At 66.5% G+C, this 25,618-nt stretch carries 27 protein-coding genes; 10 read left to right on the top strand and 17 right to left on the bottom strand.

Annotation, left to right across the window (positions count from 1 at the left end; translation table 11 throughout):
* Window positions 1-8: 8 nt before the first annotated feature.
* The 7 genes from CRM90_RS25095 to CRM90_RS25125 all read right to left on the bottom strand — a co-directional run bounded on the left by CRM90_RS25095 (window position 9) and on the right by CRM90_RS25125 (window position 7,473).
* Window positions 9-515 carry a hypothetical protein gene (locus CRM90_RS25095; RefSeq protein WP_102809618.1) on the bottom strand — a complete coding sequence of 169 codons (507 nt, stop codon included), beginning with the start codon at window positions 513-515 and terminating at the stop codon, window positions 9-11.
* On the bottom strand, window positions 512-1,120 hold the full coding sequence (locus tag CRM90_RS25100) for a TetR/AcrR family transcriptional regulator (protein ID WP_102809619.1): 609 nt from the start codon (window positions 1,118-1,120) through the stop codon (window positions 512-514). Before CRM90_RS25100 ends, CRM90_RS25095 begins: the two co-directional genes overlap by 4 nt.
* A 193-nt stretch (window positions 1,121-1,313) precedes the next feature.
* Entirely contained in the window at window positions 1,314-2,462 is a 1,149-nt protein-coding gene (locus CRM90_RS25105; protein ID WP_102809620.1) for an acyl-CoA dehydrogenase family protein, read from the bottom strand.
* Window positions 2,463-2,470: 8 nt separating this feature from the next.
* The gene (locus tag CRM90_RS25110; RefSeq protein WP_102809621.1) at window positions 2,471-3,616 is read right to left on the bottom strand and encodes a thiolase family protein; all 1,146 of its coding nucleotides are present in this window, start codon (window positions 3,614-3,616) and stop codon (window positions 2,471-2,473) included.
* A gap of 26 nt (window positions 3,617-3,642) precedes the next feature.
* Entirely contained in the window at window positions 3,643-4,857 is a 1,215-nt protein-coding gene (locus tag CRM90_RS25115) for a CaiB/BaiF CoA transferase family protein (RefSeq protein ID WP_102809622.1), read from the bottom strand.
* A 34-nt stretch (window positions 4,858-4,891) separates the two neighbouring features.
* Window positions 4,892-6,070, bottom strand: a complete 1,179-nt coding sequence (locus tag CRM90_RS25120) for an acyl-CoA dehydrogenase family protein (RefSeq protein WP_199190047.1) — start codon at window positions 6,068-6,070, stop codon at window positions 4,892-4,894.
* Between the two features lie 107 nt (window positions 6,071-6,177).
* Window positions 6,178-7,473 carry an amidohydrolase family protein gene (locus CRM90_RS25125; RefSeq protein ID WP_102809624.1) on the bottom strand — a complete coding sequence of 432 codons (1,296 nt, stop codon included), beginning with the start codon at window positions 7,471-7,473 and terminating at the stop codon, window positions 6,178-6,180.
* 237 nt (window positions 7,474-7,710) lie between these two features.
* Here CRM90_RS25125 and CRM90_RS25130 point away from each other — a divergent pair, with 237 nt between their 5' ends.
* The 8 genes from CRM90_RS25130 to CRM90_RS25165 all read left to right on the top strand — a co-directional run bounded on the left by CRM90_RS25130 (window position 7,711) and on the right by CRM90_RS25165 (window position 14,328).
* A complete protein-coding gene (locus CRM90_RS25130) occupies window positions 7,711-8,241 on the top strand; it encodes a carboxymuconolactone decarboxylase family protein (protein WP_102809625.1) in 531 nt (176 codons plus the stop codon).
* A gap of 4 nt (window positions 8,242-8,245) precedes the next feature.
* On the top strand, window positions 8,246-9,589 hold the full coding sequence (locus CRM90_RS25135; protein ID WP_102809626.1) for an aromatic ring-hydroxylating oxygenase subunit alpha: 1,344 nt from the start codon (window positions 8,246-8,248) through the stop codon (window positions 9,587-9,589).
* Window positions 9,582-9,911, top strand: a complete 330-nt coding sequence (locus CRM90_RS25140) for a hypothetical protein (protein ID WP_036344076.1) — start codon at window positions 9,582-9,584, stop codon at window positions 9,909-9,911. The genes CRM90_RS25135 and CRM90_RS25140 overlap by 8 nt, the downstream gene beginning before the upstream one ends.
* A 1-nt stretch (window position 9,912) precedes the next feature.
* Entirely contained in the window at window positions 9,913-11,172 is a 1,260-nt protein-coding gene (locus CRM90_RS25145; protein WP_102809627.1) for a metal-dependent hydrolase family protein, read from the top strand.
* A complete protein-coding gene (locus tag CRM90_RS25150) occupies window positions 11,153-11,587 on the top strand; it encodes a nuclear transport factor 2 family protein (protein ID WP_102809628.1) in 435 nt (144 codons plus the stop codon). The genes CRM90_RS25145 and CRM90_RS25150 overlap by 20 nt, the downstream gene beginning before the upstream one ends.
* Window positions 11,588-11,592: 5 nt before the next feature.
* Window positions 11,593-12,708, top strand: coding sequence for an acyl-CoA dehydrogenase family protein (locus CRM90_RS25155; protein ID WP_502693318.1), 1,116 nt, complete (start codon window positions 11,593-11,595; stop codon window positions 12,706-12,708).
* Between the two features lie 24 nt (window positions 12,709-12,732).
* A complete protein-coding gene (locus tag CRM90_RS25160; RefSeq protein ID WP_102809657.1) occupies window positions 12,733-13,512 on the top strand; it encodes an acyl-CoA dehydrogenase family protein in 780 nt (259 codons plus the stop codon).
* 159 nt (window positions 13,513-13,671) lie between these two features.
* Window positions 13,672-14,328, top strand: a complete 657-nt coding sequence (locus CRM90_RS25165; protein WP_036344069.1) for a TetR/AcrR family transcriptional regulator — start codon at window positions 13,672-13,674, stop codon at window positions 14,326-14,328.
* A gap of 6 nt (window positions 14,329-14,334) precedes the next feature.
* On the opposite strand, the gene meaB is transcribed toward CRM90_RS25165, so the two are convergent.
* On the bottom strand, window positions 14,335-15,219 hold the full coding sequence (meaB, locus tag CRM90_RS25170) for a methylmalonyl Co-A mutase-associated GTPase MeaB (RefSeq protein ID WP_199190048.1): 885 nt from the start codon (window positions 15,217-15,219) through the stop codon (window positions 14,335-14,337).
* Window positions 15,220-15,319: 100 nt separating this feature from the next.
* On the opposite strand from meaB, the gene CRM90_RS25175 reads away from it, so the two are divergent.
* The gene (locus CRM90_RS25175) at window positions 15,320-16,084 is read left to right on the top strand and encodes an SDR family NAD(P)-dependent oxidoreductase (RefSeq protein WP_102809631.1); all 765 of its coding nucleotides are present in this window, start codon (window positions 15,320-15,322) and stop codon (window positions 16,082-16,084) included.
* 80 nt (window positions 16,085-16,164) lie between these two features.
* Here CRM90_RS25175 and CRM90_RS25180 read toward each other — a convergent pair whose 3' ends face one another.
* Genes CRM90_RS25180 through CRM90_RS25195 form a run of 4 tightly spaced genes read right to left on the bottom strand, consistent with a single transcriptional unit; the run spans window position 16,165 to window position 20,286 of the window.
* Window positions 16,165-16,929 carry an enoyl-CoA hydratase/isomerase family protein gene (locus CRM90_RS25180; protein ID WP_102809632.1) on the bottom strand — a complete coding sequence of 255 codons (765 nt, stop codon included), beginning with the start codon at window positions 16,927-16,929 and terminating at the stop codon, window positions 16,165-16,167.
* Window positions 16,930-16,933: 4 nt separating this feature from the next.
* Window positions 16,934-18,022 carry an acyl-CoA dehydrogenase family protein gene (locus CRM90_RS25185; RefSeq protein ID WP_102809633.1) on the bottom strand — a complete coding sequence of 363 codons (1,089 nt, stop codon included), beginning with the start codon at window positions 18,020-18,022 and terminating at the stop codon, window positions 16,934-16,936.
* Complete coding sequence (locus CRM90_RS25190) at window positions 18,009-18,914, bottom strand: acyl-CoA dehydrogenase family protein (RefSeq protein ID WP_102809634.1); 906 nt, start codon at window positions 18,912-18,914, stop codon at window positions 18,009-18,011. Before CRM90_RS25190 ends, CRM90_RS25185 begins: the two co-directional genes overlap by 14 nt.
* Window positions 18,892-20,286, bottom strand: coding sequence for a class I adenylate-forming enzyme family protein (locus CRM90_RS25195; RefSeq protein ID WP_102809658.1), 1,395 nt, complete (start codon window positions 20,284-20,286; stop codon window positions 18,892-18,894). Before CRM90_RS25195 ends, CRM90_RS25190 begins: the two co-directional genes overlap by 23 nt.
* A gap of 130 nt (window positions 20,287-20,416) precedes the next feature.
* Between CRM90_RS25195 and CRM90_RS25200 the strand changes: the two genes are divergently transcribed.
* Window positions 20,417-20,689: a 2Fe-2S iron-sulfur cluster-binding protein gene (locus CRM90_RS25200; protein ID WP_081845173.1), complete on the top strand. Its 273-nt coding sequence runs from the start codon at window positions 20,417-20,419 to the stop codon at window positions 20,687-20,689.
* Here CRM90_RS25200 and CRM90_RS25205 read toward each other — a convergent pair.
* The 5 genes from CRM90_RS25205 to CRM90_RS25225 all read right to left on the bottom strand — a co-directional run bounded on the left by CRM90_RS25205 (window position 20,677) and on the right by CRM90_RS25225 (window position 25,506).
* Window positions 20,677-21,720 (bottom strand): CaiB/BaiF CoA transferase family protein, encoded by a 1,044-nt coding sequence (locus CRM90_RS25205; protein ID WP_102809635.1) that lies wholly within the window; start codon window positions 21,718-21,720, stop codon window positions 20,677-20,679. The two genes, CRM90_RS25200 and CRM90_RS25205, sit on opposite strands and share 13 nt — an antisense overlap.
* The gene (locus CRM90_RS25210) at window positions 21,717-22,673 is read right to left on the bottom strand and encodes an LLM class F420-dependent oxidoreductase (protein ID WP_102809636.1); all 957 of its coding nucleotides are present in this window, start codon (window positions 22,671-22,673) and stop codon (window positions 21,717-21,719) included. The genes CRM90_RS25205 and CRM90_RS25210 overlap by 4 nt, the downstream gene beginning before the upstream one ends.
* A complete protein-coding gene (locus CRM90_RS25215) occupies window positions 22,673-23,074 on the bottom strand; it encodes a cobalamin B12-binding domain-containing protein (protein WP_102809637.1) in 402 nt (133 codons plus the stop codon). The genes CRM90_RS25210 and CRM90_RS25215 overlap by 1 nt, the downstream gene beginning before the upstream one ends.
* Complete coding sequence (locus CRM90_RS25220) at window positions 23,074-24,651, bottom strand: methylmalonyl-CoA mutase family protein (protein ID WP_102809638.1); 1,578 nt, start codon at window positions 24,649-24,651, stop codon at window positions 23,074-23,076. Before CRM90_RS25220 ends, CRM90_RS25215 begins: the two co-directional genes overlap by 1 nt.
* Window positions 24,652-24,747: 96 nt before the next feature.
* Window positions 24,748-25,506 (bottom strand): IclR family transcriptional regulator, encoded by a 759-nt coding sequence (locus CRM90_RS25225; RefSeq protein ID WP_102809639.1) that lies wholly within the window; start codon window positions 25,504-25,506, stop codon window positions 24,748-24,750.
* Window positions 25,507-25,618 lie beyond the last annotated feature (112 nt).

The following is a 25,618-nucleotide window of genomic DNA, read 5'->3' on the forward strand; positions in this document are numbered from 1 at the left end:
GTCCGCCCTCAGCCGGCCGGGACCAGGTCGGCGCCGATCGGCGGGCAGCTCATCGCGCCGCTGCGGAAGGTCTCGGTCGCGGCGACCGACACGTCGTCGACATCGGCCGCGGCCAGCGCCTGGGCCTTGAACACCCGCGCCGCCGAGCTCAGGCGGTGCTCGACGGAGTCGATGTCGCGGTCGAGATCACCAGACTGCGCTTCACCCCACAACGCCACCTCGGTCATGCCGTAGTCCAGTGCGCGCAGCACGCCCTCACGGACCCGTGCGTCGGTATCGAGGAGATCGGCGGCGACAGCCAGCGCCTGCGGGTGCGGCTGATCGTCGCCGGCCGCGATCATCGATTCGAAGTCGGAGGTCTGGGCGCCCAGGATCGTCAGGGGCCGGGTGTCGCCGGGCTGCGCGAGCAGAACGTTGACATCCCAGCCCGCCATCACGCGGTCGAAGATCCAGCCGCCGGCGTACCGCACCGCCTCGGCGACGCTGGGCGCGACGATGTCGAGCCGGTACCTCATGATCCGGCGGGCGCCATCAGCTGGCTCGCCAGCGACCTGGAGTACTCCCGGAACACATCGATCAGCGGTATCGACGGGTCGAGCAGCCATGAGGTCTCCATTCCGTTCACAAATGCCAGGATTTCCACGGCCTTTCGGGCCGGGTTCACGTCTGATCGGTATCGGCCTTCGGCCTGACCGCTGCGGATCCGGTCGGCGATGATGTCGACCGCCTGCCGATAGCGATCGACCAGCCGGTCGTGCAGCGGAGCGTCGGGTGCGATGTTCTCCACCATCAGCACCGCGAAGGTGCCGACGAGCTGGGGCGAGCGGTCGAACCGGTCGGCGGCATTGGCGATGCCCTCGACCAGGTCGCCGGTCAGGTAGTCGGCATGCTCGCTGTCGTCGGCATCCCGGGCGTCGAGCACCGCGTGCAGCAGTTGCTCCTTGGACTCGAAGTGATGCAGCAGCCCCGCGGCGGTGACGCCGGCCTCCTTGGCGATCTGCGCGAGGGTGGTGTTGCGCCAGCCATTGCGGGCCAGGAGCCGCTGCGCGACGTCGAGGATGCGCTGCTTACGATCCTCCCCTTTGGCGAGGAGGGTGGCGTAGGGGCGAGTCGTCGTCACCGCACTCCTTTCCGCCAGACCAACCTAGTGAACACACAGTAGGTTGGTTCGGGCGGATGTGACAAGGGTCTCAGCGGAAAAAGTTTCAGGTAAGCGAATCGCTTGTCCCGACATCGACGTCAGGGCTGTGAATTGGCGCCATCAGCAGCCATGAAGTCGATCTCGCGACGGGTCCAGCGCGACGGCGGGCCGGCTACAAACCCAGCGACTTGGCGATGATCACTTTCATCACCTCGCTGGTCCCGGCGTAGATCCGGGCCACTCGCGCATCGGTATAGAGGCGCGCGATCGGATACTCCATCATGTAGCCGTACCCGCCGAACAGCTGCAGGCAGCGGTCGACCACCCGCTGCTGCATCTCGGTGCAGAACAGCTTCACCCGGGCGGCGTCGGCGCCGCTGAGCTCACCCTCGACGTGCAGGCTCACCGCCCGGTCGAGCATGGCCTGGGCGGCCTCCACCTCCGTCGAGCAGGCAGCCAGTTCGAACTTGGTGTTCTGAAACGACGCGACAGGCGTGCCGAAGGCCTTGCGGCTCTGGGTGTAGTCGATCGCTGCCGCGATCGCCGAGCGGGCTTGAGCAACAGAACCCACCGCGACGGTGAGCCGCTCCTGCGCGAGGTTGTGCCCGAGGTAGCTGAAGGCCTGGCCTTCCTCCCCCAGCACGTTGGCCGCCGGCACCCGGACGTCGACGAAGGACAGCTCGGCGGTGTCCTGCACCTTGCAGCCCATCTTCTCGAGCTCGCGCCCACGGGTGAAGCCCGCCATCCCGTCCTCGACGACTAGCAGGGTCAGGCCGGCGCGACGGTTGTCCGGGTCGGTCGAGGTGCGGGCCACCACGACCACCAGATCGGCCTGCATGCCACCGGTGATGAAAGTCTTTGCGCCGTTGACGATGTAGTGGTCGCCATCTCGTACCGCCGTCGTGCGAACCCCGGCCAGGTCCGACCCGGTGCCCGGTTCCGTCATCGCGACCGCGGTCAGCAGCGTCCCGGCCGCAAGCCCGGGAAACCAGCGCGCCCGCTGTTCGTCGTTGGCGTAGTGCAGGAAGTACGGCAGGATCACTTCGAGTTGGGTACGCACGGTCGACAAGGTGACCAGTGCGCGGGCGGCTTCTTCCTGCAGGACCACGTTGTAGCGGTAGTCGTCCTGGCCGCCGCCGCCGTACTCCTCGGGCAGCGTGACGCCCATGATCCCGGTCTCCCCGAGCTTCGCGAACGTCTGGCGTGGCATCCGGCCCGCCTTCTCCCACTGCGGGTAGGCGGGCACGACCTCCTTCTCGATGAAGTCCCGAGCGAGTTCGCGAAACGCCTCGTGATCGGCGGTGAAAAGATCGCGGCGCATCAGGCCGCTCAGCCGATCAGCTCGACGACGGTCGCGTTGGCGGTGCCGCCGCCCTCACACATCGTCTGCAATCCGTAGCGAATTCCGTTGTCGCGCATGTGGTACAGCATGCGTGTCATCAGCACCGCTCCCGAGCCGCCCAACGGGTGGCCCAGCGCGATCGCGCCGCCGAGGGGGTTGAGCCGCTCGGCCTTGGCGCCGGTGTCGGCCTGCCACGCCAGCGGCACCGGCGCAAACGCCTCGTTGACCTCGAACACCCCGATGTCGTCGATGGTCAGACCGGTCTTGCCCAGCACCTTCTCCGTCGCCGGGATCGGACCGGTCAGCATCATCACCGGGTTGGCACCGGCGACCGCCCCCGCGACATAGCGCGCCAGCGGTGTCCAGCCCTGTGCGGCAGCGTATTCCGCGGTGGTGACCAGCAGCGCGGCGGCGCCGTCGGAGATCTGCGATGAGTTGCCGGCGTGGATGACGCCGTCCTCGGTGAACGCCGGCTTGAGCCCGGCCAGCTTCTCGACGGTGGTCCCGCGGCGGATGCCTTCGTCGGCGCTGATCACGCCGCCATCGGTCGCCACCGCCACGATCTGGTCATCGAACGCCCCGCGATCCTGTGCCGCAGCGGCCAGTTCGTGGCTGCGCGCCGAGAACTCGTCGAGGTCGGTGCGGGACAGTCCCCACTTCTGCGCGATCATCTCCGCGGAAAGGCCTTGGTTGAACGAGAAGTCGTCATAACGCTCGAGAACCTTGGGGCCATATGGCATGCCGGTTGCACGCGCCGACCCGAGCGGAACGCGGCTCATCACCTCGACACCGCCGGCGACCACCACGTCCTGCTGGCCGGACATCACGGCCTGCGCGGCGAAATCCAGTGCCTGCTGGCTGGATCCGCAGGCCCGGTTCACGGTCGTGCCGGGAATGGATTCCGGCCAGCCGGCCGCCAGGACCGAGAACCGGCCGATATTGCTCGACTGGTCACCGACCTGGGACACGCAACCCCACACCACGTCGTCGACGGTCGCCGGGTCCAAGCCGGTGCGCTCGGCGAGCGCGTTCAGCACCACCCCCGACAGGTCGGCGGCATGCATGCCGGACAGCCCGCCGTTTCGCTTACCGACGGGGGTGCGGACCGCCTCGACGATCACCGTTTCCCGCATGGCTTCTCCTTAGCTCTGACGATTGTTCATGCGACGGCACCCTGCTCACGCAGTCTGCCGATGTCGCTGTCCGACAAGCCCAATTCGGCCAGCAGCGCGTCGGTGTGCTCACCGAGGCCGGGTACCGGACCCATCGGCTGCTCGTAGTCTTCGATGATCGGCGGCGGCAGGATTGCCTGGATCGGACCAGCGGTCGTTTGCACTGTTCGCCAGCGGTCACGATCGGACAACTGCGGGTGCGCGAGCACCTCGCTGGGCAGATTGTAGCGGGCGTTGCCGATACCCGCCGCATCAGCCGTCTTCTGAATGTGCGCGAGATCGTGTCGCGCACACCAGGTTTGAATAGCCGAGTTGAGTTCGTCGCGGTGGGCGCACCGAGCGGAGTTGCTGGCGTACCGCGGGTCGTCGGCCAAGTCGGGCCGGTCGATGATCTCGCGCGCCAGCCGTTGCCATTCCCGGTCGTTGGTGGTGCCGAGCACCACCGTCTGACTGTCTGCTGTTTCGAAGGAGCCGTACGGCGCGACGGCCGGGGAGTTCATTCCCAGCGGCTGCTGGTCGATTCCGGAATGCTGGGCGTAGGTCAGCGGATATCCCATCAGGTCCATCATCGTGTCGAACAGGCTCACAGAAACGGCTGAGCCTGGACGCGTCCGTTTATCCCGCGAGATCAGCAGCGCCATGATCGACAGCGCCGAGTACAGCCCGGTGGAGATGTCGGCGATCGGCGGTCCGGGCTTGGCCGGCATCCCGGGATAACCCGTCACCGCACACGATCCCGACTCCGACTGCGCCAGCAGGTCGTAAGCGCGCTTGTTCGACAGCGGGCCGCCGGCCCCGTACCCGTCGATCTCGACGGCGATCACATCGGGGTGGCGCTCACGCAGCTGGTCGGCTGAGATGCCGAGCCGGGCGGTGGAACCCGGCGCGAGATTGGACACCAACGCATCGGCGCGGTCGAGTAACCGGTGCAGGATCTCAAGACCCTCGGCCGACTTCAGGTCCAACGCAATCGATTCCTTGTTGCGATTGGCCCAGACGAAGTGAGCCGCAAGGCCACCCGGGCCGTTGACGACATCGTCGTAATGCCTGGCGAAATCCCCGCCGGCCGGGTTCTCCACCTTGATAACCCGGGCACCGAAGTCAGCCAGGACCCGCGTGCACATCGGTGCCGCCACCGCCTGCTCCAACGCCACGACAGTGATACCGGCCAGCGGAGCTGCCGGTCCTTGCGCAGAAGTCATCAGATCACCATACGGTCGGCCAGATCGCCGGCTACTAGTAGCTCTTGGGCAGGCCGAGCACATTGGCGCCGAGGAAGTTCAGGATCATCTCCTGGCTGACGGGCGCGATCTTCATCAGGCGCGCTTCCCGGAAGAACCGGGAGATGTGGTACTCCTCGGAATAGCCCATGCCACCGTGGGTCTGCAGCGCTCGGTCGGCTGCCGCGAAACCCGCATCCGCGCACAGGTACTTGGCCATATTGGCTTCGCGGCCGCACGACTTGCCGTTGTCGTAGAGCCAGGTGGCCTTACGCAGGATCAGTTCGGCCGCATCGAGGCGAGCAAGCGAGTCGGCCAACGGGAACTGGATGCCCTGGTTCATCCCGATCGGCCGGTCGAACACCACGCGCTCGTTGGCGTACTTGACCGCGCGGTCCAGCGCCACCCGGCCGATGCCCAGCGCCTCGGCGGCGATCAGCATCCGCTCCGGGTTCAGCCCGTGCAGGATGTAGGAGAAACCCTTGCCCTCCTCGCCGATGCGGTCGGCGACCGGGACCCGCAGATCATCGATGAACACCTCGTTCGAGCTGACGGCGTTGCGGCCCATCTTCTTGATGGGCCGGATGTCGACGTGATCGCGGTTGATGTCGGTGAGGAACAGCGAGAGTCCTTCGGTCGGCTTGCCGCCCCGCCTTTCCACGTCCTCGCGGCTCTCGGTGCGGGTCAGCAGCAGGATCTTCTCGGATTCCAGCGCCTTGGAGATCCACACCTTGCGGCCGTTGACGACATAGCTGTCGCCGTCTCGCTTGGCGAACGTCGTGATGCGCGAAGTATCCAGTCCGGCACCGGGTTCGGTGACGCCGAAGCACACGTGCAGGTCGCCGTTGACGATGCGCGGTAGCGTCGCGGCCTTCATCTCGTCGGAACCGAACACCACCACCGGCTGCATCCCGAAGATCGACATGTGGATGGAGCTCGCGGCGTTCATGCCGCCGCCGGAGCGGGCGACCTCCTCGGCCAAGATCGTCGCCTCGGTGATGCCCAGCCCGTGACCGCCGTATTCCTCGGGGATGGTCATCCCGAGCCAGCCGCCACCTGCGATGGCGTCGTAGAACTCCTGCGGGAACTCGTGCCCCTGGTCTTTCTCCAGCCAGTAGTGGTCGTCGAAGCGTGATGCCAGCTCCCGCACCGACTTACGGATCAGCTCCTGATCTTCGGTCAGTTCGAAGCTCATACCTGAAGACACACCCACACTCCTCTACTCAACGGTCCGCACGCAGGACGGCGCGCCGGCGCGATCTTCTTCTCTACGCACCGGCGCCCTGTCCCCCGCGGACGATGTCAGTCCGTATTGCCGGACAGCTCTTTGGCGTTCGCCGCGAAGTCGGCGAAGTTGGCGCCGGTCTTCTCCTTCTTCGACAAGGCCTGGATGGAGACGTCGTGGCCTTCGGCGGCCTTGCGCAGCGCGCCGATCGTGGCCTGCTCCTTGGAGATATGCGTGAACGGGTCCCAGTGGTACCAGCGCATGGCGTTCTGGTAGGTCATCTTGTTGATCTCGTCGTCGGGCACGTGGTGTTCGCGCAGGACCTCGTCGAGTTGTTCGGGGGCGCCGGGCCACATCGAGTCCGAATGCGGGTAGTCGGCTTCCCAGCAGATGTTGTCGATGCCGACGTCGTTGCGCAGTTGTACCCCGACGTGGTCGGAGATGAAGCAGGTCAAGAAGTGGTCGCGGAACACCTCCGAGGGCTTCTTGCCCTTGAAGTCCTGCCCGGTCCAGGTCGAGTGCATCTCATAGGTGCGATCGGCGCGTTCCAGGAAGTAGGGAATCCACCCGGTGCCGCCCTCACTCAGGGCGATCTTGAGGTCCGGATATTCCTTGACCGGCCGTGACCACAACAGGTCCGCGGCGGCCTGGACGATGTTCATCGGCTGCAGGGTGATCATCACGTCCATCGGCGCGTCGGGGGCGGTGATCGCGAGCCGGCCCGAGGAGCCGATGTGCACGTTGAGCACGGTGTCGGTGTCGACCAGGGCGTCCCACATCGGCTTCCAGTGCTCGAAGTCGTGGAAACTGGGATAGCCCATCGCAGCGGGGTTTTCGGTGAACGTCAGCGAGTGCACTCCGCGCGCGGCATTGCGGCGGATCTCGGCCGCACAGGCGACCGGGTCCCAGATCACCGGCAACGTCATCGGGATGAACCGTGCCGGATAGGCACCGCACCACTCCTCGACATGCCAATCGTTGTAGGCCTGCACCAGCGCCAGCGAGAACTCGGCATCCTCGGTGGCGAACAACCGGCCCGCGAAACCGGGGAACGACGGGAAACACATCGAGCCCAGGATGCCGCCGGCGTTCATGTCCTTGACCCGCTCGTCGACGTTGTAGCAGCCGGGCCGGATCTCATCGAGCCCTTGCGGCTCCAGGCCGTATTCCTCCTTGGGCCGCCCCGCCACCGCATTGAGCGCGACGTTGGGAATCGTGATGTCGCGGAACCGCCACATGTCGGAGCCGTCGGGATTGTGCACCAACCGGGGAGCGTCGTCGGCGTATTTCTTCGGCAGATGATTGGCGAACATGTCGGGCGGTTCCACGATGTGGTCGTCGACGCTGATCAGGATCATGTCCTCTTTGCGCATACCGGTTCCTTCCGTCGCTGACCTCTCCAATGAAAACTAGCTTCTCATTCCGCGAGAATCAACATCCGGTAATCGGCTTACCGGTGCGTGCGGCCCGTAGGCTGACCTTCCGACACACCTGGTCGGCCCTGGTTTTTCCGGCCTGTTCAGGCGCGGGGATTGACCTTCCGGCAAGTTCATGGAAACCTGTTATTCGGAATTGAGAATGTGATTCTCCATCGCGAGAGGGGGTTACCGATGCGCCTGACACCGCTACCTGCGGAGCAGTGGGACGACGAGGTCCAGCTCGCGCTCAAGGGCATGTTGCCGCGCGACCGGCAGAACCCCGAGGGCGCCGGAACGGCGCTGTCGACCCTCGTTCGTCACCCCGACCTGACCAAGGCCTACCTCGGCTTCAACGTCTATCTGCTGTTCCGCTCCACGCTGCCGGCCCGGCTGCGGGAGGTCGCGGTGCTGCGGGTGGCGCATCGCCGGGACTGCACCTACGAGTGGGAGCACCACGTCGAGATGGCCAAGGCGGAAGGGCTGACCGACGACGACGTCGAGGCCATCCGCACCGGCGGGGCCGACAACGAGCTCGACGGGCTTGTCGTACGGGCCACCGACGAGCTCGAGGAGAAATCCAATCTCACCGACGAGACCTGGGCCGCGCTCGGCGAGCATCTCACCGAGCGTCAGCGCATGGACTTCGTCTTCACCGTCGGCGCCTACGGCATGTTGGCCATGGCGTTCAACACTTTCGGCGTACAGCTCGAGAACGAAAGGTAAGTACGTGGCATTTTTCAAGAAGCCGGATGTCGGCAGCTGGACCGAGAACTGGCCGGAACTCGGCACCGGTCCGGTCAACTACGAGGACTCGATTGATCCCGAGCACTGGAAGCTGGAGCAGCAGGCCATCTTCCGCAAGACCTGGCTGCAAATGGGCCGCGTGGAGCTGGTCCCCAAGAAGGGCAACTACATCACCCGCGAGCTGCCGTCAGTCGGGCCGGGTACGTCGATCATCATCGTCAACGACGGTGACGAGGTCCGCGCCTTCTACAACCTGTGCCGCCATCGCGGCAACAAGCTGGTGTGGAATGACTATCCCGGCGAAGAGGTTTCGGGCAGCTGCCGCCAATTCGTCTGCAAGTACCACGCCTGGCGGTACTCGCTGAAGGGCGACCTGACCTTCATCCAGCAGGAGCAGGAGTTCTTCGACGTCGACAAGGCCGACTACCCGCTCAAGCCGGTGCGCTGCGAGGTGTGGGAAGGCTTCATCTTCGTCAACTTCGACGATGACGCGGTCTCGCTCGAGGAGTACCTCGGCGAGTTCGGTCAAGGCCTGAAGGGCTATCCGTTCCACGAGATGACCGAGCACTACAGCTATCGCGCGACGGTCGGCTCCAACTGGAAGCTGTTCATCGACGCCTTCGTCGAGTTCTACCACGCGCCGATCCTGCACATGAAGCAGGCGGAGAAGGAGGAAGCCGAGAAGCTCGCCAAGTTCGGCTTCGAGGCGCTGCACTACGACATCAAGGGCGACCACTCGATGATCTCGTCCTGGGGCGGCATGAGTCCGCCGAAGGACCTGAAGATGGTCAAGCCCATCGAACGGATCCTGCACAGCGGCCTTTTCGGGCCGTGGGACCGTCCCGACATCAAAGGCATCCTGCCCGATGAGCTGCCACCCGCGATCAATCCCGGCCGGCACTCGACGTGGGGCCAGGACTCGTTCGAGTTCTTCCCGAACTTCACGTTGCTGTTCTGGGCGCCGGGCTGGTACCTGACCTACAACTACTGGCCCACCGGGGTGGACTCCCATATCTTCGAGGCCGACCTGTACTTCGTGCCGCCGAAGAACCTGCGCGAACGACTTTCCCAGGAACTGGCCGCGGTGACCTTCAAGGAGTACGCGTTCCAGGACGCCAACACTCTGGAAGCCACGCAGACCCAGATCGGCACCCGCGCCGTACTGGACTTCCCGCTGTGCGACCAGGAAATCCTGTTGCGCCACCTGCACCACACCGCGCACAAGTACGTGGACCGGTACAAACAGTCATTGCCCGCACGCAACGGCAACGGGGCGGCCGCAGCGCAGAGCCCGAAGGCGGAAGAAAAGGATCCAGCAAATGTCTAAGTTGCCAGCGGAATTCGCCGACCTGGAGCGCTTCAGCGACTGGTGTCTGCCCACCGAGGAGGAGCGCTACCAGAAGCGGCTGAACTCGACGATGGCCGAGATGCAGGAGCTCTATGACGCCGGATTGGCGCGGCTGGAAGACATCATGGTCTACGTCGACGCCCGCTTCCCGCTCCAAGGCATGCCGGAAGACGCCAAGGCTCTGGTACATCTAGGACAGTCGATCGTGCAGGTGAGCTTTCCGATCGAGGTGTGGAAGCAGCCCCGCGTGCTCGACAGTGGGGCCGCGTATATCGAACTGATCAAGGAGCCGGTGGTCTAGGTTGTCTGCTCTTCGCGCAAGCGGCCCATCGCCGCGCGCAACGACCCTGAAGGCGGCGGGGTACGTCGACGTGGACGCGGGCGAGATCGTCCGCCCCGCCATCGTGAAAGTCGACGGCGACCGAATCGTCTCGGTGGGGGGCGACGTTGACGAGAGCTCCGATGTCATCGATTTGGGCGACGCCATCCTCCTTCCGGGGTTGATGGACATGGAGGTCAATCTCCTGATGGGCGGCCGGGGCGAAAACCCCGGCCTCTCCCAGGTCCAGGATGATCCGCCGACCCGGGTGTTGCGCGCGGTCGGCAATGCCCGCCGCACGCTGCGCGCGGGTTTCACCACGGTGCGCAACCTCGGGCTGTTCGTGAAGACCGGTGGCTACCTGCTGGACGTAGCGCTGGGCAAGGCGATCGACGCGGGCTGGATCGACGGTCCGCGGATCGTGCCTGCCGGGCATGCCATCACGCCGACCGGCGGACATCTGGACCCGACGATGTTCGCCGCCTTCATGCCGGGCGCTCTCGAGCTGACCGTCGAGGAGGGCATCGCCAACGGTGTAGACGAGATCCGCAAGGCGGTGCGCTATCAGATCAAGCACGGCGCGCAGCTGATCAAGGTGTGCGTCTCCGGCGGCGTGATGTCGCTGACCGGCGAAGCAGGCGCGCAACACTATTCGGACGAGGAGCTCCGGGCGATCGTCGACGAGGCGCACCGGCGCGGCCTGCGGGTAGCGGCCCACACCCACGGCGCCGAGGCGGTCAAGCATGCGGTGGCGTGCGGCATCGACTGCATCGAGCACGGCTTCCTGATGGACGACGAGGCCATCCAGATGCTGGTCGACAACGATCGCTTCCTGGTGACCACCCGTCGGCTCGCCCAGGCGATGGACGTATCGCATGCGCCGAAGGTGTTGCAGGACAAAGCGGCCGAGATGTTCCCGAAGGCGGAGACATCGATCAAGGCCGCTTACGAGGCCGGGGTGAAGATCGCGGTCGGCACCGATGCGCCCGCGATTCCGCACGGTAAGAACGCCGACGAGCTCGTCACCCTGGTGGAGTGGGGCATGCCGCCGGCCGCTGTGCTGCGGGCGGCCACCGTCGTCGGCGCCGACCTCATCAACGTCACCGATCGGGGCCGGATCGCCGAAGGTCTGCTCGCCGACATCATCGCCGTGCCCGGCGATCCGTTGTCCGACATCACCGTCACCCAGCACGTCAGCTTCGTCATGAAAGGCGGGAAAGTCTATGTCAACACCGCGGACTGACGACATCGTCGAGATCCAGCAGCTGCTCGCCCGCTACGCGGTCACCATCACCCAGCTGGACGTCGAGAATCTGGTCAAGGTCTTCACCGAGGACGGCACCTACAGCGCCTTCGGCGAAACCTATTCGCTGAGCCGGTTTCCCGAGCTGGTCGATGCGGCACCCAAAGGGCTGTTCATGACCGGCGAGTCACTGGTCGAATTCGACGAGAACGACCGGGACAAGGCCACCGGCACCCAACCGCTGTGCTTCATCGAGCATTCGGCGCACGACATGCGCATCGGCTACTACCGCGACACCTATCTGCGGACCGAGAAGGGCTGGCGGCTGAACACCCGCGCGATGACGTTCATCCGGCGCACCGGTGTGCACGATTCGGGCCGTCCGCACGCGATCGGCCGGCCGGCCGGCGGATGACCACGGTGGCCGAATCCGGCACGACCGCCGACGAATTCCGCAACGACCTGCGAGCCTGGCTCGACGAGAACGACCTGAGCCCGGGCCCGGATCATTCGCTGCCCGCCCATATCGAGCAGATGAGCCGGGTACGACGGGCCCTCTATGACGCCGGCTGGATGCGCTACGGCTGGCCCGAAGAGGTGGGCGGCCTCGGCGGCTCGGTGATCATGCGGATGATCGTCGCCGAGGAGGTGCTCGGTCGCAACATCGCCGAGCCGGGTCCGTACTCGATGATGGAAGTCCTTGTGCCGACCATGATCTCGTATGCGCGACCGGAGCTGGCCGCCGAGATGGTGCCGCGCTACCTGCGCGGCGAGGAGCACTGGTGTCAGGGTTTCTCCGAGCCCGGCTCGGGCAGTGACCTGGCGTCGCTGAGCACCAAGGCCACCCGGCGTGGCGACGAGTGGGTGATCAACGGCCAGAAGGTGTGGACCAGCTTCGCGCAGTTCTCCAAACGCTGCGTGCTGCTGACCCGCACCGGCTCGCCGGAGACGCCCAAACACGAGGGCATCACCGCGTTCTTCATCGACATGGACTCCCCCGGCATCACGGTGCGGCCGCTGCACACCATGCATGGCGTCGACGAATTCTGTGAGGTGTACTTCGACGACGTGGTGGTGCCGGCCGACCGCATGCTCGGCAATCCCGGGGATGGGTGGCGGCTGGCCAATGACCTGTTGCCGTTCGAGCGGTCCACGTGTTTCTGGCAGCGAATCTCCTATCTGTTCACCAGGTTGGACCAGCTGATCGCTGACGAGACCGACGCCGGTGACGCCGAACTCGGCGCGGCCTACCTCGCGCTGCACACCGTGCGCTGCCGGTCGGCGGCGACCCAGCACCGCTTCGCCGACGGGGCGAAGCTCGGGGCGGAGACCTCGATCGACAAGGTGCTGCTGGCCGGTGCCGAACAGCGTCTGTACGACACCGCACGGGATGTGCTGCCGGGGGTGCTCGAACTCGACGAGACTCCTTGGCGCTCAGAGTTCCTGTACTCGCGCTCGGCCACCGTCTACGGCGGGACCGCGGAGATCCAGCGCAACATCATCGCCCGCCGGCTTCTCGACCTCGGGAAGGAGTGAGACGTGGACGACGGCGAACTGGGAATGCTGGCCAACACGCTCGAGAAGTCGATGAGCGCCGCGGCCGCGGACGGGTCCCCCAATGTCGAAGACGTTCTGCGTGACCTCGGCTGGCTGGAGATGCTCGACGAGATCCCAGCCGAGGCAACGTCCTTGGTGTTCCGGCTGTTGGGTGAGACCGGCACGCATGCCGGCGTGATCAACGACGTGGTGCTCGCATCGGCCGGGCGGTCGCCGGGCGGGACGATCGCACTGCCGTACACCGGTGGCCGCTGGGTGATCTGGGAGCGCACCGACGGTCCCGGTTCGGCGATGGATCCCGAACTTCCGGTCAGCACCGTCGATGCCGGCTCGGAGGTGCCGTTGGCCAGGGGCCGACTCGCGTTGGGTTGGTGGCTGACCGGTTCGGCGCGGGCGATGCTGAGGCTGGCGCGCCAGCATGCCGTCGACCGGGTTCAGTTCGGCCGTCCCATCGGGTCGTTCCAGGCTGTGCGCCACCGGCTTGCCGAGACGCTGGTCGCCGTCGAGGGCGCCGAAGCGGCCCTATTGGTGGCCCAGGTCGACGGCACCGACCTGGCCTGCCTGCTGGGTAAGGCCGCTGCCGGTCAGGCCGCTGTGACCGCAGCCAAGCACTGTCAGCAGGTTCTTGGCGGCATCGGGTTCACCGACGAGCACGACCTGCACCGGCACGTGAAGCGCACCTTCGTGCTGGACGGACTGCTCGGCTCGGCACGCGATCTGACCAGGGAAGCCGGGTCGGCGATCAGGTCGCTGGCGCACGCTCCGCGGCTGGGAAATCTGTGACGTACGCCATGGCGGCGAATGCGCTGGTCACCCGTTAGACTGGCCGGAACAAAAATTTTGGTCAGTATTGAATTGAGAACATAATTCTCGCCGCTGAGAGTAGTACTCTCTTACCGTGAGCAACATCGGAACCCGCATCCGCACGTCTCGAGCCCGGCAGTGAACAGCCCGAGTGAAGAGCCTGCCTGGAAGCAGCGCGCCGTCGAGCGGTCGATCCGGACCGCCAAGGTGCGCGCCGGGCAGCGCGTGCAGCGATTCCTGGATGCCGCGCAGGCCATCATCACCGAAAAGGGCAGCACCGACTTCACCGTGCAGGAAGTCGTCGACCGGTCCCGCCAGTCGCTACGCAGCTTCTATCTGCAGTTCGACGGTAAGCACGAACTGCTGCTCGCCCTGTTCGAGGATGCGCTGAGCCGGGCCGCCGATCAGATCCGGGCCGCGACGTCGGCTCAGAGCGATCCGCTGGACCGTCTCAAGGTGGCCGTCACCCTGCTGTTCGAACTGTCCCGGCCGGATCCGACCGCCCGCCGGCCGTTGTTCACCGACTTCGCCCCCCAGCTGCTGATCTCACATCCCAACGAGGTCAAGGTTGCTCACGCACCGCTAGTGGCGCTGTTCGCCGAATTGATGGACGAGGCGTCGGCGGCCGGTGAGCTCAGGGAAGACGCCAACCCTCGCCGCATGGCGGCGATGACGATGCAGACCATCATGTTCATCGCTCAGTCCAGCGGGGTCGAGGACGACGAAAACGTCCACACGCCGATCAGCGGTGACGAAGTGTGGACCTTCTGCTCCCAGGGATTCGCCCGCAAGTAGGACGGTTCACGACTCGACCGCAGGCGAAACCGGTTGAGCGATCAACGCTTCCGCCGCGCTGTACGGATCACGGCTGCCATCGGCGACAGCTTGTGCCAGTGCGTCGAGATCCGGATGCCGATGCAGCCGGCTCTGCGCCAGTGACAACACCTGTGCGCGGGCCCGCGCGGCGCGGCGCTCCGCGGTGTCGGCCCGTCGGTGGGCCTCGATCGCCTCGACGAGCTCCGCCACCCCCTCGGCCCGGGCGGCGACCAGCGTCAGCACCGGGACGTGCGTCTCGAATTTGAGGTCGCGCACCGTCTGGGCGGCGCCGTCCCGGTCGGCCTTGTTCACCACCACCAGATCGGCGACCTCGAGCAGGCCCGCCTTGGCAGCCTGGACCGCGTCGCCGGCACCCGGATTGAGGATCACGATCGTCGGGTCGGCGACGGCGGCGATCTCGATCTCGGATTGTCCGACCCCGACGCTCTCCAGCAGGACGACGTCGAAACCGAGCGCACCGAGCAGCCGGATCGCGGCGGGCACCGCGGCGGCCAGGCCGCCGAGATGGCCGCGGGTGGCCACCGACCGGATCAGCACGTCGGCATCGTTGATGTGCTGCGCCATCCTGATCCGATCCCCCAACAGCGCGCCCCCGCTATAGGGCGACGACGGATCCACGGCCAGCACCGCAACCCGTTGTCCGCGTTCGCGATACGCCGCGACAAGAACGGCGATGGTGGTCGACTTGCCCGCACCGGGCGGGCCCGTCACCCCGACCACCGGAACCACGGCCCGGCCGATCTCGGCGAGCACCTCGTCACGGCGATCACTCTCGACCAGGCTCAGCAGCCGCCCGACCGCGCGCATGTTCCCGCCGCGGGCCGCGGTAATCAGCTCGGCGACATCCATAACGGGCAACGCTACGTCCCTACGTGATTGACCAATTCCGGTCTGTATGAGAATACTATTCTCTCAACTAGAGAGTGTCAGTTGCAAGAAGGGTAACGCTATGCAGATCAGTGGAAGTTCCGCCGTCGTCTTCGGTGGCGCGGGTGGCCTCGGCGAGGCGACCGTGCGCACGCTGCACGCGGCCGGCGTCAGGGTCGTGATCGCCGACCTGGCCGACGACAAGGGCAAGGAACTCGCCGCCGAGCTCGCCGTCCCCTACGTCCGCACCGACGTCACCAACGACGAGGACGTACTGGCTGCCATCGCCGCCGCCGAAGAGCTGGGGCCGCTGCGCATCTCGGTGGACACCCACGGCGGCCCGGCCGGCGGTGGCCGGCTGGTCGGCAAGGACGGCGCACCGATGGAGATGGAGGCGTTCACCAAGACCATCACGTTCTACCTGACCGCGGTGTTCAACGTGATGCGTAATGTCGCGGCCGCGATGGCGCGCCAGGAGCCCGACGAGAACGGGGCCCGCGGCGTGATCATCAACACCGCGTCGATCGCCGCGTACGAAGGCCAGATCGGCCAGCTGCCCTACTCGGCCGCCAAGGGTGGCGTGGTGGCGATGACTCTGGTTGCGGCACGCGACCTTTCGCCGTTGGGCATCCGGGTGATGGCGATCGCGCCCGGGACCATCAACACCCCTGCCTACGGCAAAGCCGCCGAGCAGCTCGAGGCGTACTGGGGTCCGCAGGTGCCGTTCCCGAAGCGGATGGGACGCTCGGTCGAGTACGGCCAGCTGGCGCTGTCGATCGCCGAGAACGACTACCTCAACGGCGAGACCATTCGCTTGGACGGTGCGCTGCGCTTCCCGCCGAAGTAGCGCGCGCCTCTTTCGCGAGCAGACACAAACTCGGGCGATTTCTAGGCAATCAGCCCGAGTTTGTGTCTGCTCGCGGTGGTCTACTTCTTGGCGACCAATCCGTCGACGATCCTGTTGAAATCGGCGGTACCGAACGACACGTACTCGGCGAGGTTGGCGTAGTCCAGCGAGGCCATCACCGACTTCTCCAGCTGGATGTTCATCAGCCGCTTGGTGGCCTCGACGGCCTGCTGCGGAAGTTCGATGATCTTCTTCGCGCAGGCGATCGCCTCGGAGACCGGATCGGCGACAACATGATTCGCCAGCCCGAGCTCCACCGCGCGCTGCGCCTTGATCCGCACGCCGGTCAGGGCGAACTCCTTGGCCTGAAGCAAGCTGATCTGCGATCCCCACACCAGCGGCCCGCCGTCGGCGGCGACCAGCCCGATCGACACGTGCGGGTCGGCGAAGAACGCGTTCTCGGCGATGTACACCACGTCCGACAGTGCGGCCAGGCTGCAGCCCAGCCCGACCGCCGGGCCGTTGACGGCCGCGATCACCGGAATGCGGCACCGCACCATGCCGATCACCAGATCGCGACCGTGCTTGATCGTCTTCTGCCGCAACGCCTCGTCGCTGCGCAGCTCGTCGAGGTAGGTGAAGTCGCCGCCGGCCGAGAAAGCCCGGCCCGCACCGGTGATCACCGCCGCCCGCGCGGAGGCATCCTCGTTGAGTGCCTCCCAGATCTTGGCCAGCCCGACATGGAGATTGTCGTTGACGGCGTTGAGCTCGTCGGGACGATTCAGCGTGATGATCCGCAGCGGACCGTCGGCGGTGACGTCGATTTCGTCGGGCATGTCGTACATGTCGTTAAACTCCCAGTCCAAGAATTCGTCCGGCGATGATGTTCTTCTGAATTTGCGACGTCCCGCCCATCACGCTCTGGGCACGGCTGTAGAGGTAGGCACCGAACAACTCCTCGTCGTCGGTGCCGACGGTGGCCAGCGCGGCGTGCCCGACCGACTGCTCGGTCCAGGTCATCAACAGTTTGTCCAGCGACCCGTCCGGGCCATGCTTGATGCCGTCGAGCTGTTCGGACAGGCGCCGACGCACGTGCAGGCGCAACATCTCGGTCTGCACCCACGCCCACGACAGTTCGTCGGGTGTTGGGCCCTCGACGCGGGAGGCCATCTGGCGCACCAGCTTCCCGTAGCGCGCCGAGAAACCCAATGTCGACGGCTCCCGCTCGTGGCTGACCACCGTCATCGCCAGCTTCCAGCCGTCGCCGGGCGCGCCGACCATGTTCGCGGCCGGCACCCTCGCCCCGTCGAACTCGACCTGACCGAATTCCTTGGTGACACCGCTGATCATCTTCAGCGGCCGCTGGACGATCCCAGGCTGGTGCATCGTGACGATGAACGCCGAGATGCCCTTGTGTTTGGGCACCTCTTTGTCGGTGCGCGCCAAGACCAGGCACCAGTCGGCGCAGTCGGAGTAACTGGTCCAGATCTTGTGACCGTCGATGACGTACTCGTCACCGTCGCGGGTGGCGGTCGTGGTCAGCGAGGCCAGGTCCGATCCGGCCCCGGGCTCCGAAAAGCCTTGGCACCAGCGCTCTGTGCCGTTGATCATCCCGGGCAGGAAGCGCTGCCGCAGTTCCTCGCTGCCGTGATGGCTCAGGCCGACCACCAGATAGCCCAGGCTCGGACGCGCGGGCGCCCCGGCCTTGGCGATCTCCTCGTCGACGATCACGTCGAACACGGGTGGCAAGCCCTGGCCGCCGTACTCTGTCGGCCAGGACGTGCCGAAGAATCCGGCGGCGTACAGCGCCTGGTGCCACTCCCCCGCCTTGGCCCAATAGGCGTCTCCCGATGTCGGGAACTTGCCCTTCTGTTCTGTCAGCCAGCCGCGCAGCCGCTCCCGGAACGCGGCCTCATCGGGAGAATCACGAAAGTCCAATGGTCAACTCCTCCAACTTGACTGGCCAGGCCTCGGTGGCAGCCAGCACCCGGCGCAAATAGACATGGGCGAGGCACTCCCAGGTATTGCCGATGCCGCCGTGCACCTGGATCGACATCTCACACACCGCCAGTGCGGCTCGCGCGCAGTAGATCTTGGCGACCCGGCCGGCTTCGACAGCCTGCTCGACGGGCAGCTCATCGACAGCCCAGGCGGCGTGACGCAGCACGCTGACCGATCCCTCGATGAGGGCCAGGCCTTCGGCCAGCATGTGGGCGACGGCCTGGTACGAACCGATGGCCGAGCCGTACTGCTCGCGCACCTTTGCGTATTCGGTTGCCAGCGTGAGGGTGCCGCGTGCCGCGCCGACCAGGTCGGCCGTCGTCACCGCCAGCGCGAGGGCGTACCAGCGCTGCGTCTGCTCGGCGGTCAGCTCCCCCACGGTGTCCGCTGAGCCGGAGACGGCTGCGGTGATGCGGGTCAGATCCGCGGCGCCACGGGCCGCGCCGACACCGACCGATTCGACGGTCGTTCCGGCGAGTCGTAGCGCAGCGGAGGAACCGTCGGCGTCGATGACGGTGTCACCGACCGCGATGGTCGCCGGCACCGGGTCGGCCGCCAGCAGGCAGTACAGATCGTCGGCGAGCACCGGACCGAGGAACGGCACGTCGACCAGACCACGCGCGAATTCCTCTGCCACCAACGCCACTTCGACGCCGCTGGCGCCGTCGGAACGAAGCGACCGCCAGCCGGTCGCGTCGACGGTCTTGGCCAGCCGCGCCCGGCGCGACTGGTCGTCCAGGTCCGCGACGGAGCCCGGTCCGAAGTCGTCGGCCAGCCGGGCGGCGGCATCGCGCAGCTGCTGCTGCTCACTGGTCAGGCGTGCATCCATACTGCTCCTTGAGAACTCGCCGCAACGCCTTGCCCGATGGCAGGCGCGGGATTTCGGGCACGAAAACGATGTCGCGGGGACGTTTGTAGGACGCCAGCTTCTCGGCGATCAGCCCGTCCAGCTCCTCGGCGCCGACCGGCTCGGCGACGGTGACCGCAGCGATCACGGCCTCACCGTCCACCTCGTCGGGCACACCGAACACCGCGCAGTCGGCCACCGCGGGATGGCCGTGCAGCACCGACTCGACCTCGGCGGGAGCGACTTGGAAGCCCCGCACCTTGACCATTTCCTTGAGCCGATCGGTGATTCGCAGCCAGCCGTCGTCCAGGTAGCCGAGGTCCCCGGTGCGATACCAGCCGTCGTCGAACGCCGCGGCGGTGGCGTCGGCGGGCAGGTAGCCGGCCATCGCCGAATCCGAGCGCACCTGGATCTCGCCGACCGTGCCCGGCTCGACCGGTTCGCCGGTCTCCGTCGACACGATGCGCACCGGCGGGATCGGTCGCCCGACGGTGTCGAGTCGGGCCGCGTCGCGCGGGCAACAGGCGATCACCGGTACCTCGCTGGTGCCGTACGCCGAGATCCACCCGATCCCGGTCCGTTCGGTCACGGCCTCGGCGACGCTGGTGGTGACCGGGGTGGCGCACCACATGATGTAGCGCAGCGACGACAGGTCGAATGTGTCGAGCTTCGGATGGGACGCGATCGCCAATGCGATTGGCGCGACGGCCATTTCGACGGTGATGCGGTCGTCCTGGATGCACTGCAGCATGGCGTCGATGTCGAATCGGCGATGCAGACGCATCCACGCGCCCGCGTCGAGCACGGTGGCGATGTTGAGCAGGCCGAGGATGTGCGACGGCGGTGTGACGATCTGCATGCGATCGACGGCCGTGAGGCCCAGGGCGTGGCGCCAGTGCCGGATGCTCGCGGCCAGCGAACCATGAGTGTGCCGAACCGCTTTGGGCATACCCGTGGTCCCCGAGCTGAACACCAGCACGGCATCGGAGTCAGCCGCGTACTCCACGGGGGTGGGCTCCGCCGGGCTGATCGGATCGTCGAGGCTGAGCATCGGCATCAGGTCGGCCAGCAGCGGGCTGTCCCCGACGGCATGGTCGGCGCGGGACACCTCGAGCGCATGGCCGATGTCGGCTGCTTTCCAGGCCGGGCTGATCAGGACCGCGGACGCACCGAGGCGCCAGATGGCGTGCACGGCGAAGATGAACTCGGGCCGGTTGGACGACATCAGCGCGACCCGCTGACCGGCCCGCACGCCACGGCTCGCGAGAGTGCGGGCCAATCCGGCGGACAGCGCATCGACCTGAGATCGTGTGTAGATGCGGTCCTCGAACGCAAGCACTCGCACGTCGCTCACGGCGCGGTCCGCTCGCACATGGTCAGTGACAATCCCATCAACAGGTCAACAAGCGAGAACATACTATCGTCAGTAGAGAACTGTATTCTCATCTGGGTAGAATGATACTGCGCAGACGCTGAGGAGAGAAGTGAGCACGGCGACGATCACGCTGGACGGTAAGACGGTGACCATGCCGGTCAACGAGGGCGAGACGGTGCTGGAGACCGCCCGCCGCGCCGGACTGACCCCGCCCTACAGCTGCGAAGCCGGCAACTGCGGAACCTGCATCGCCACGCTCACCGATGGACAGGTCAAGATGCGGGTGAACGAGGTGCTCGACGACAGCGAGATCGACGACGGCCTGATCCTGACCTGCCAGGGCGTGCCCGAGTCCGATGTGACCGTGACCTACGACGACTGAAACTCGTCGAGCACCGGGGGCGGCAGATAGTCGGGCTCAAAGCCCACCACCCGCACCGGACTGCCGACCAGGCGGTAATCCCCGGCGGTGACGATGACCTCCGGGGTCGCCTCGAGGGCGTCGGGTAGCGATCGCACCGCGGCAGCCGGGATCCCCAACGGACGCAACCGCTCTTCCCAGCCCACCGCGGTGTCGGCGGCCAGCGCTGCGGTCACGATCGCCAGCACCTCGTCGCGGCGCGCCGATCGTTCGGCCATCGTCGGGAAGCCATTGATACCGGCCTCGGCGGCGAAGATCTTCCAGAAGCCGTCATGCGTGACGAACAGCGCCAGATATCCGTCCGCGGTCGGAAACAGCTGCGCGGGAACGTAAAACGAGTGCGCACCGAACGGATGTCTGCGCGGATGTACACCGTCATTGAGATAGGCTGCGGCCCGGTAGTTCAGCTGCGAGAACATCACGTCGCGCAGCGAGACATCCACCTGCCCACCCTGCCCGGAGACGATCATCGCCAGAAGTCCCAGCGCCGCGGTCAACCCGGTGGAGTTGTCGGCCGACGAGTAGCCCGGCAGCGTCGGCGGCGCATCTGGGTCACCGGTCATCGCGGCCACCCCGGTGGCCGCCTGGATCACGTAGTCGAAGGCGGGGTCGTCGCCGCCGTCCAGGCCGTAGCCGGTTAGCGCGACACACACAATCTTCTCGTTGTGCGTTCGCAGCGCCTCATAGGTGAGCCCGAAGCGCCGGATCACCGACGGCTTCATATTGACCAGCAGCGCATCGGATTCCGCGACCAGCTCACCGAGGCGCTGCTGCCCGGCGTCGGAGGCCAGGTCCAGGCATACGCTGCGCTTGTTGCGGTTCAGGCTGGCGAAATAGCTGTCCCCGACCTGTCGGGAGATCTCGCCGCCGGGCGGCTCGATCTTGATGACCTGCGCACCGAGATCGGCGAGCAGCATGGTGGCGTACGGGCCGGCCAGCATGGTGCCGACCTCGAGGATGCGAACGCCCGACAGTGGAGCCGTGGAGCTCATCGAACCTCGGCGCCGAGCTGCGCAATCACCTCGCGCGTCCGGTATTTCGAGGCGACCAGTTCGTCACGGGTCTCCCCGATCGGCAACAGCCGCACCGACAGGTCGGTGACCCCCGCGTCGGCGAAGGCGCGGAACCGGGCCAGGATGGCCTCTTCGTCGCCGGCCGCACACAGGTCGCCGACGTCGCGTGCGTCGCCGCGGTCGAGCAGCTTCTGATAGTTGGGCGACGTCTCGGCCTCGGCAAGGATCCGGTTGGCCCGGTCCTTGGCCGCCTCGATCTCCGAGTTGGCGCACAAGCACACCGGGATTCCGGCGACGATGCGCGGGGCCGGCCGGCCGGCGTTGTCGGCGGCCTTGTTGATCCGCGGCGCGATGTGGTCGCCGATCGCGCGCTCGTCGGCCATCCACAGCACGGTGCCGTCGGTGAGCTCACCCGCGATCTGCAGCATCACCGGCCCCAGCGCGGCGAGCAATACCGGAAGCGGTGAATCTGCCTGCAGCACAGTCGGATTGTGCACGGTGAAGGAGTCGTTCTCGACGTCCACGTCGCCGGGGCCGGCCAGCGCCGCGTTGAGCACCTCGAGGTAGTCGCGGGTGTAGGACGCCGGTTTCTCGTAGGGCAGCCCCAGCATGTCGCGGATGATCCAGTGGTGCGACGGTCCCACGCCCAACGCCAGCCGGTTGCCGCTGCCGGCATGGACCGACAGCGCCTGGCGGGCCAGCGCGATCGGGTGTTGCGCCTGCAGCGGGACCACCGCGGTGCCCAGCTCGATGCGCGAAGTGCGGGCACCCATCTGCGCGACCATCGTCAGCGCGTCATAGTCGTTGGGCACCTGCGGCATCCACGCGGTGTCGAAGCCGGCGCCCTCAGCCCATTCGATGTCCTCGAGGAGTTTCTTCACCTTGCGGGCCATATCACCCCGCTCGGCACCGATCATCACGCCAAGACGCATTAGTCGGCCACCTGTTCTGAAGTCAGCGCGCGGACGTCGGTCACCAGGGTGTCCAGCGATGTCCCGGTCGGGAACACCGCCGCGGCTCCTACTTCCAGCAGCTTGGACACGTCACTCTGCGGGATCGTGCCGCCGACGATCACCGCGATGTCGCCGGCGTCGGCTTCGCGCAGCGCGTCGACCGTCCGCTTGGTCAGGGCCAGGTGCGCACCCGACAGGATCGAAAGTCCCACCACCGCAACATCTTCCTGCAGCGCGATCGACACGATGTCCTCGATACGCTGGCGGATACCGGTGTAGATGACCTCGAAGCCGGCGTCACGCAGTGCGCGGGCCACGATCTTGGCCCCGCGGTCGTGGCCGTCCAGACCTGGCTTGGCGACCAGGATGCGAGCGCTCACTAGAAGACCACCGGCTGCTGGAATTCGCCCCACACCGACTTCAGCGTGGAGACCATCTCGCCAACGGTGCAGTACGCATTGGCGCAGTCGATCAGCTTGTGCATCAGATTGTCATCACCTTCCGCCGCTCTGGAAAGGGCTGCCAACGCTTCTTTCACGGCGAGCTCACTGCGTTCGGCCTTCACCTTCGCCAGGCGCCGCAGTTGCTTGTCGCGGCCCGCGGCGTCGAGTTCGTACGTGGCCAGGTCCGGGGCAGGCTCGTCGACGACGAATTTGTTCACCCCGACCACCGGGCGGACGCCCGATTCCACGTCCTGATGGATCTTGTAGGCCTCGTCGGCGATCAGCCCCTGCAGGTAGCCGTCCTCGATGGATTGCACCATGCCACCGTGCTTTTCGAGGTCGGACATGATCTCGATGATGCGTTCCTCGGTGGCATCGGTGAGCGCCTCGACGAAGTAGGAGCCACCGAGCGGGTCGGCCACCCGGGTCACCCCGGTCTCATAGGCCAGGATCTGCTGGGTGCGCAGTGCCAGCGTCGCGGACTCCTCGCTGGGCAGCGCGAACGGCTCGTCCCAGGCGGCGGTGAACATCGACTGGACGCCGCCGAGCACCGAGGCCAACGCCTCGTAGGCCACCCGGACCAGGTTGTTCTGCGCCTGCGGCGCGTACAGCGACGCACCGCCGGACACACAGCCGAACCGGAACATCGCGGCCTTGTCGGTCTTGGCTCCCCACCGCTCCCGGACGATCGTCGCCCAACGACGGCGTCCCGCACGGTATTTGGCGATCTCCTCGAAGAAGTCGCCGTGGGTGTAGAAGAAGAAGGAGATCTGCGGCGCGAACTGGTCGATGGTCATTCGGCCGCGCTCGACGACGGTGTCGCAGTAGGTCACGCCGTCGGCGAGGGTGAACGCCATCTCCTGCACGGCGTTGGCGCCGGCGTCGCGGAAGTGCGCTCCGGCGACCGAGATCGCGTTGAACCGGGGCACCTCGGCCGCACAGAACTCGATGGTGTCGGCGATCAGGCGCAGCGACGGCTCCGGCGGCCAGATCCAGGTGCCTCGGGAGGCGTACTCCTTGAGAATGTCGTTCTGGATGGTGCCGGTGAGCTTCTCGCGCGGCACCCCCTTCTTCTCCGCGGCGGCGACATAAAACGCCAACAGGATCGCCGCCGTCCCGTTGATCGTGAAGCTGGTGCTGATCTTGTCCAGCGGGATGCCGTCGAACAGGATCTCGGCATCGGCGAGGGTGTCGACCGCGACGCCGACCCGGCCCACCTCTTCGCCGTACTCCGGATCGTCGGAGTCGTAGCCACATTGGGTCGGCAGGTCCAGGGCGACCGACAATCCGGTACCGCCCTGCTCGAGCAGGTAGCGATAGCGCTCGTTCGACTCCTCGGCGGTGCCGAAGCCGGAATACTGGCGGAAGGTCCACAACCGTCCGCGGTATCCGCTGGAGAAGTTGCCCCGGGTGAACGGAAACGCGCCCGGCGCGGGAGGATCGCCACTGCGGTCGGCCGGTCCGTACACCGGGTTCAGTGGGATCCCCGACGACGTGTGGGATAGGTGGTCCATCGGTGGATACCGTACTTGCAGTTTATGAGAATGCCAATACCGCTTTGGGCAAGTCGTGTGCAGAATCCGCCGAAAGCGCTGGTGAGGCTTCCAGCTCTACGAGCTGAGCCGTCCGGAGAGCACGTGCGCCTGCTCGAGCAGCAGCGTTCCGAGTTCCTGGCGCCGGTCGGCTTTGAAGCGGGTTTCCACCCCGGTGAGGCTCAGCGCCCACGCCGGCCGGCCGTTCTGGTCGAACACCGCCGCCGCGATCCCCCAGCTGCCCTCCACGATCAACGCCGGGTTGACCGCGTATCCCGTGAGACGGGTCGCCTCGATCCTCGCCCGGATCGACTCCTCGGTGTGCTCGTCACCCCAGTCGGCCGCAGGCAGCGCCCGCGAGAAGTAGTCGTCGACCTCGTCGGCGGGCAGATGGCTCAGGATCGCCAGCCCGGCCGAGGCCACCCCGAGGGGAAACCTGATGCCCTCGCGCAGGACGTGGGACCGCAGCGGGAAACTGCCCTCGACGCTCAGCAGGCAGACCGTCTCGTCGCCGCGCCGGGCCGAGAAGAAGGCGCTCTCGCCGGTCTCGGCGGCCAGGCGGGCGACCACCTCGCGGGCCTTGTCGGTGACGTCGTAACGGTTGGCGGCAACGGCGCCCAGCAGATACATCTCCGGGCCGAGCAGCCATCGCCCGGTCTTGCTGTCCCGGTCGATCAGCCCGACGTCGGCCAGCGAGGTGAGCAGCCGATGGGCGGTCGGGCGGGCAAGCGCGGCAGCCTTGCCCACCTCCGTCGTCGATGCGCCGGCGGGTTCCGCGGACCCGACCGCACCCAGCAACGCGGCGACACGTGCCACCACATTGGGTCTGTCGGTCACAGATCGGGATCCTAGCGTTCAATGAGTGAACACCTGATCGTCCGATTACCGCACTGCGAACACCTTCGAGAGGGTTTGCGTCGCAGGGTTGACTGCTCAGGGCGGTACTTGT

Origin of the sequence: Mycobacterium sp. ENV421, assembly GCF_002887815.1 — a bacterium.
Lineage (GTDB): Bacteria > Actinomycetota > Actinomycetes > Mycobacteriales > Mycobacteriaceae > Mycobacterium.

Bases quoted from the DNA above. Each gene is read 5' to 3' on its own strand.
- CRM90_RS25095 (WP_102809618.1), bottom strand. From the start codon at position 515: ATGAGGTACCGGCTCGACATCGTCGCGCCCAGCGTCGCCGAGGCGGTG.
- CRM90_RS25105 (WP_102809620.1), bottom strand. From the start codon at position 2,462: ATGCGCCGCGATCTTTTCACCGCCGATCACGAGGCGTTTCGCGAACTC.
- CRM90_RS25110 (WP_102809621.1), bottom strand. From the start codon at position 3,616: ATGCGGGAAACGGTGATCGTCGAGGCGGTCCGCACCCCCGTCGGTAAG.
- CRM90_RS25115 (WP_102809622.1), bottom strand. From the start codon at position 4,857: ATGACTTCTGCGCAAGGACCGGCAGCTCCGCTGGCCGGTATCACTGTC.
- CRM90_RS25120 (WP_199190047.1), bottom strand. From the start codon at position 6,070: ATGAGCTTCGAACTGACCGAAGATCAGGAGCTGATCCGTAAGTCGGTG.
- CRM90_RS25125 (WP_102809624.1), bottom strand. From the start codon at position 7,473: ATGCGCAAAGAGGACATGATCCTGATCAGCGTCGACGACCACATCGTG.
- CRM90_RS25130 (WP_102809625.1), top strand. From the start codon at position 7,711: ATGCGCCTGACACCGCTACCTGCGGAGCAGTGGGACGACGAGGTCCAG.
- CRM90_RS25140 (WP_036344076.1), top strand. From the start codon at position 9,582: ATGTCTAAGTTGCCAGCGGAATTCGCCGACCTGGAGCGCTTCAGCGAC.
- CRM90_RS25150 (WP_102809628.1), top strand. From the start codon at position 11,153: ATGTCAACACCGCGGACTGACGACATCGTCGAGATCCAGCAGCTGCTC.
- CRM90_RS25160 (WP_102809657.1), top strand. From the start codon at position 12,733: ATGCTGGCCAACACGCTCGAGAAGTCGATGAGCGCCGCGGCCGCGGAC.
- meaB (WP_199190048.1), bottom strand. From the start codon at position 15,219: ATGGATGTCGCCGAGCTGATTACCGCGGCCCGCGGCGGGAACATGCGC.
- CRM90_RS25175 (WP_102809631.1), top strand. From the start codon at position 15,320: ATGCAGATCAGTGGAAGTTCCGCCGTCGTCTTCGGTGGCGCGGGTGGC.
- CRM90_RS25180 (WP_102809632.1), bottom strand. From the start codon at position 16,929: ATGTACGACATGCCCGACGAAATCGACGTCACCGCCGACGGTCCGCTG.
- CRM90_RS25190 (WP_102809634.1), bottom strand. From the start codon at position 18,914: ATGGATGCACGCCTGACCAGTGAGCAGCAGCAGCTGCGCGATGCCGCC.
- CRM90_RS25205 (WP_102809635.1), bottom strand. From the start codon at position 21,720: ATGAGCTCCACGGCTCCACTGTCGGGCGTTCGCATCCTCGAGGTCGGC.
- CRM90_RS25210 (WP_102809636.1), bottom strand. From the start codon at position 22,673: ATGCGTCTTGGCGTGATGATCGGTGCCGAGCGGGGTGATATGGCCCGC.
- CRM90_RS25220 (WP_102809638.1), bottom strand. From the start codon at position 24,651: ATGGACCACCTATCCCACACGTCGTCGGGGATCCCACTGAACCCGGTG.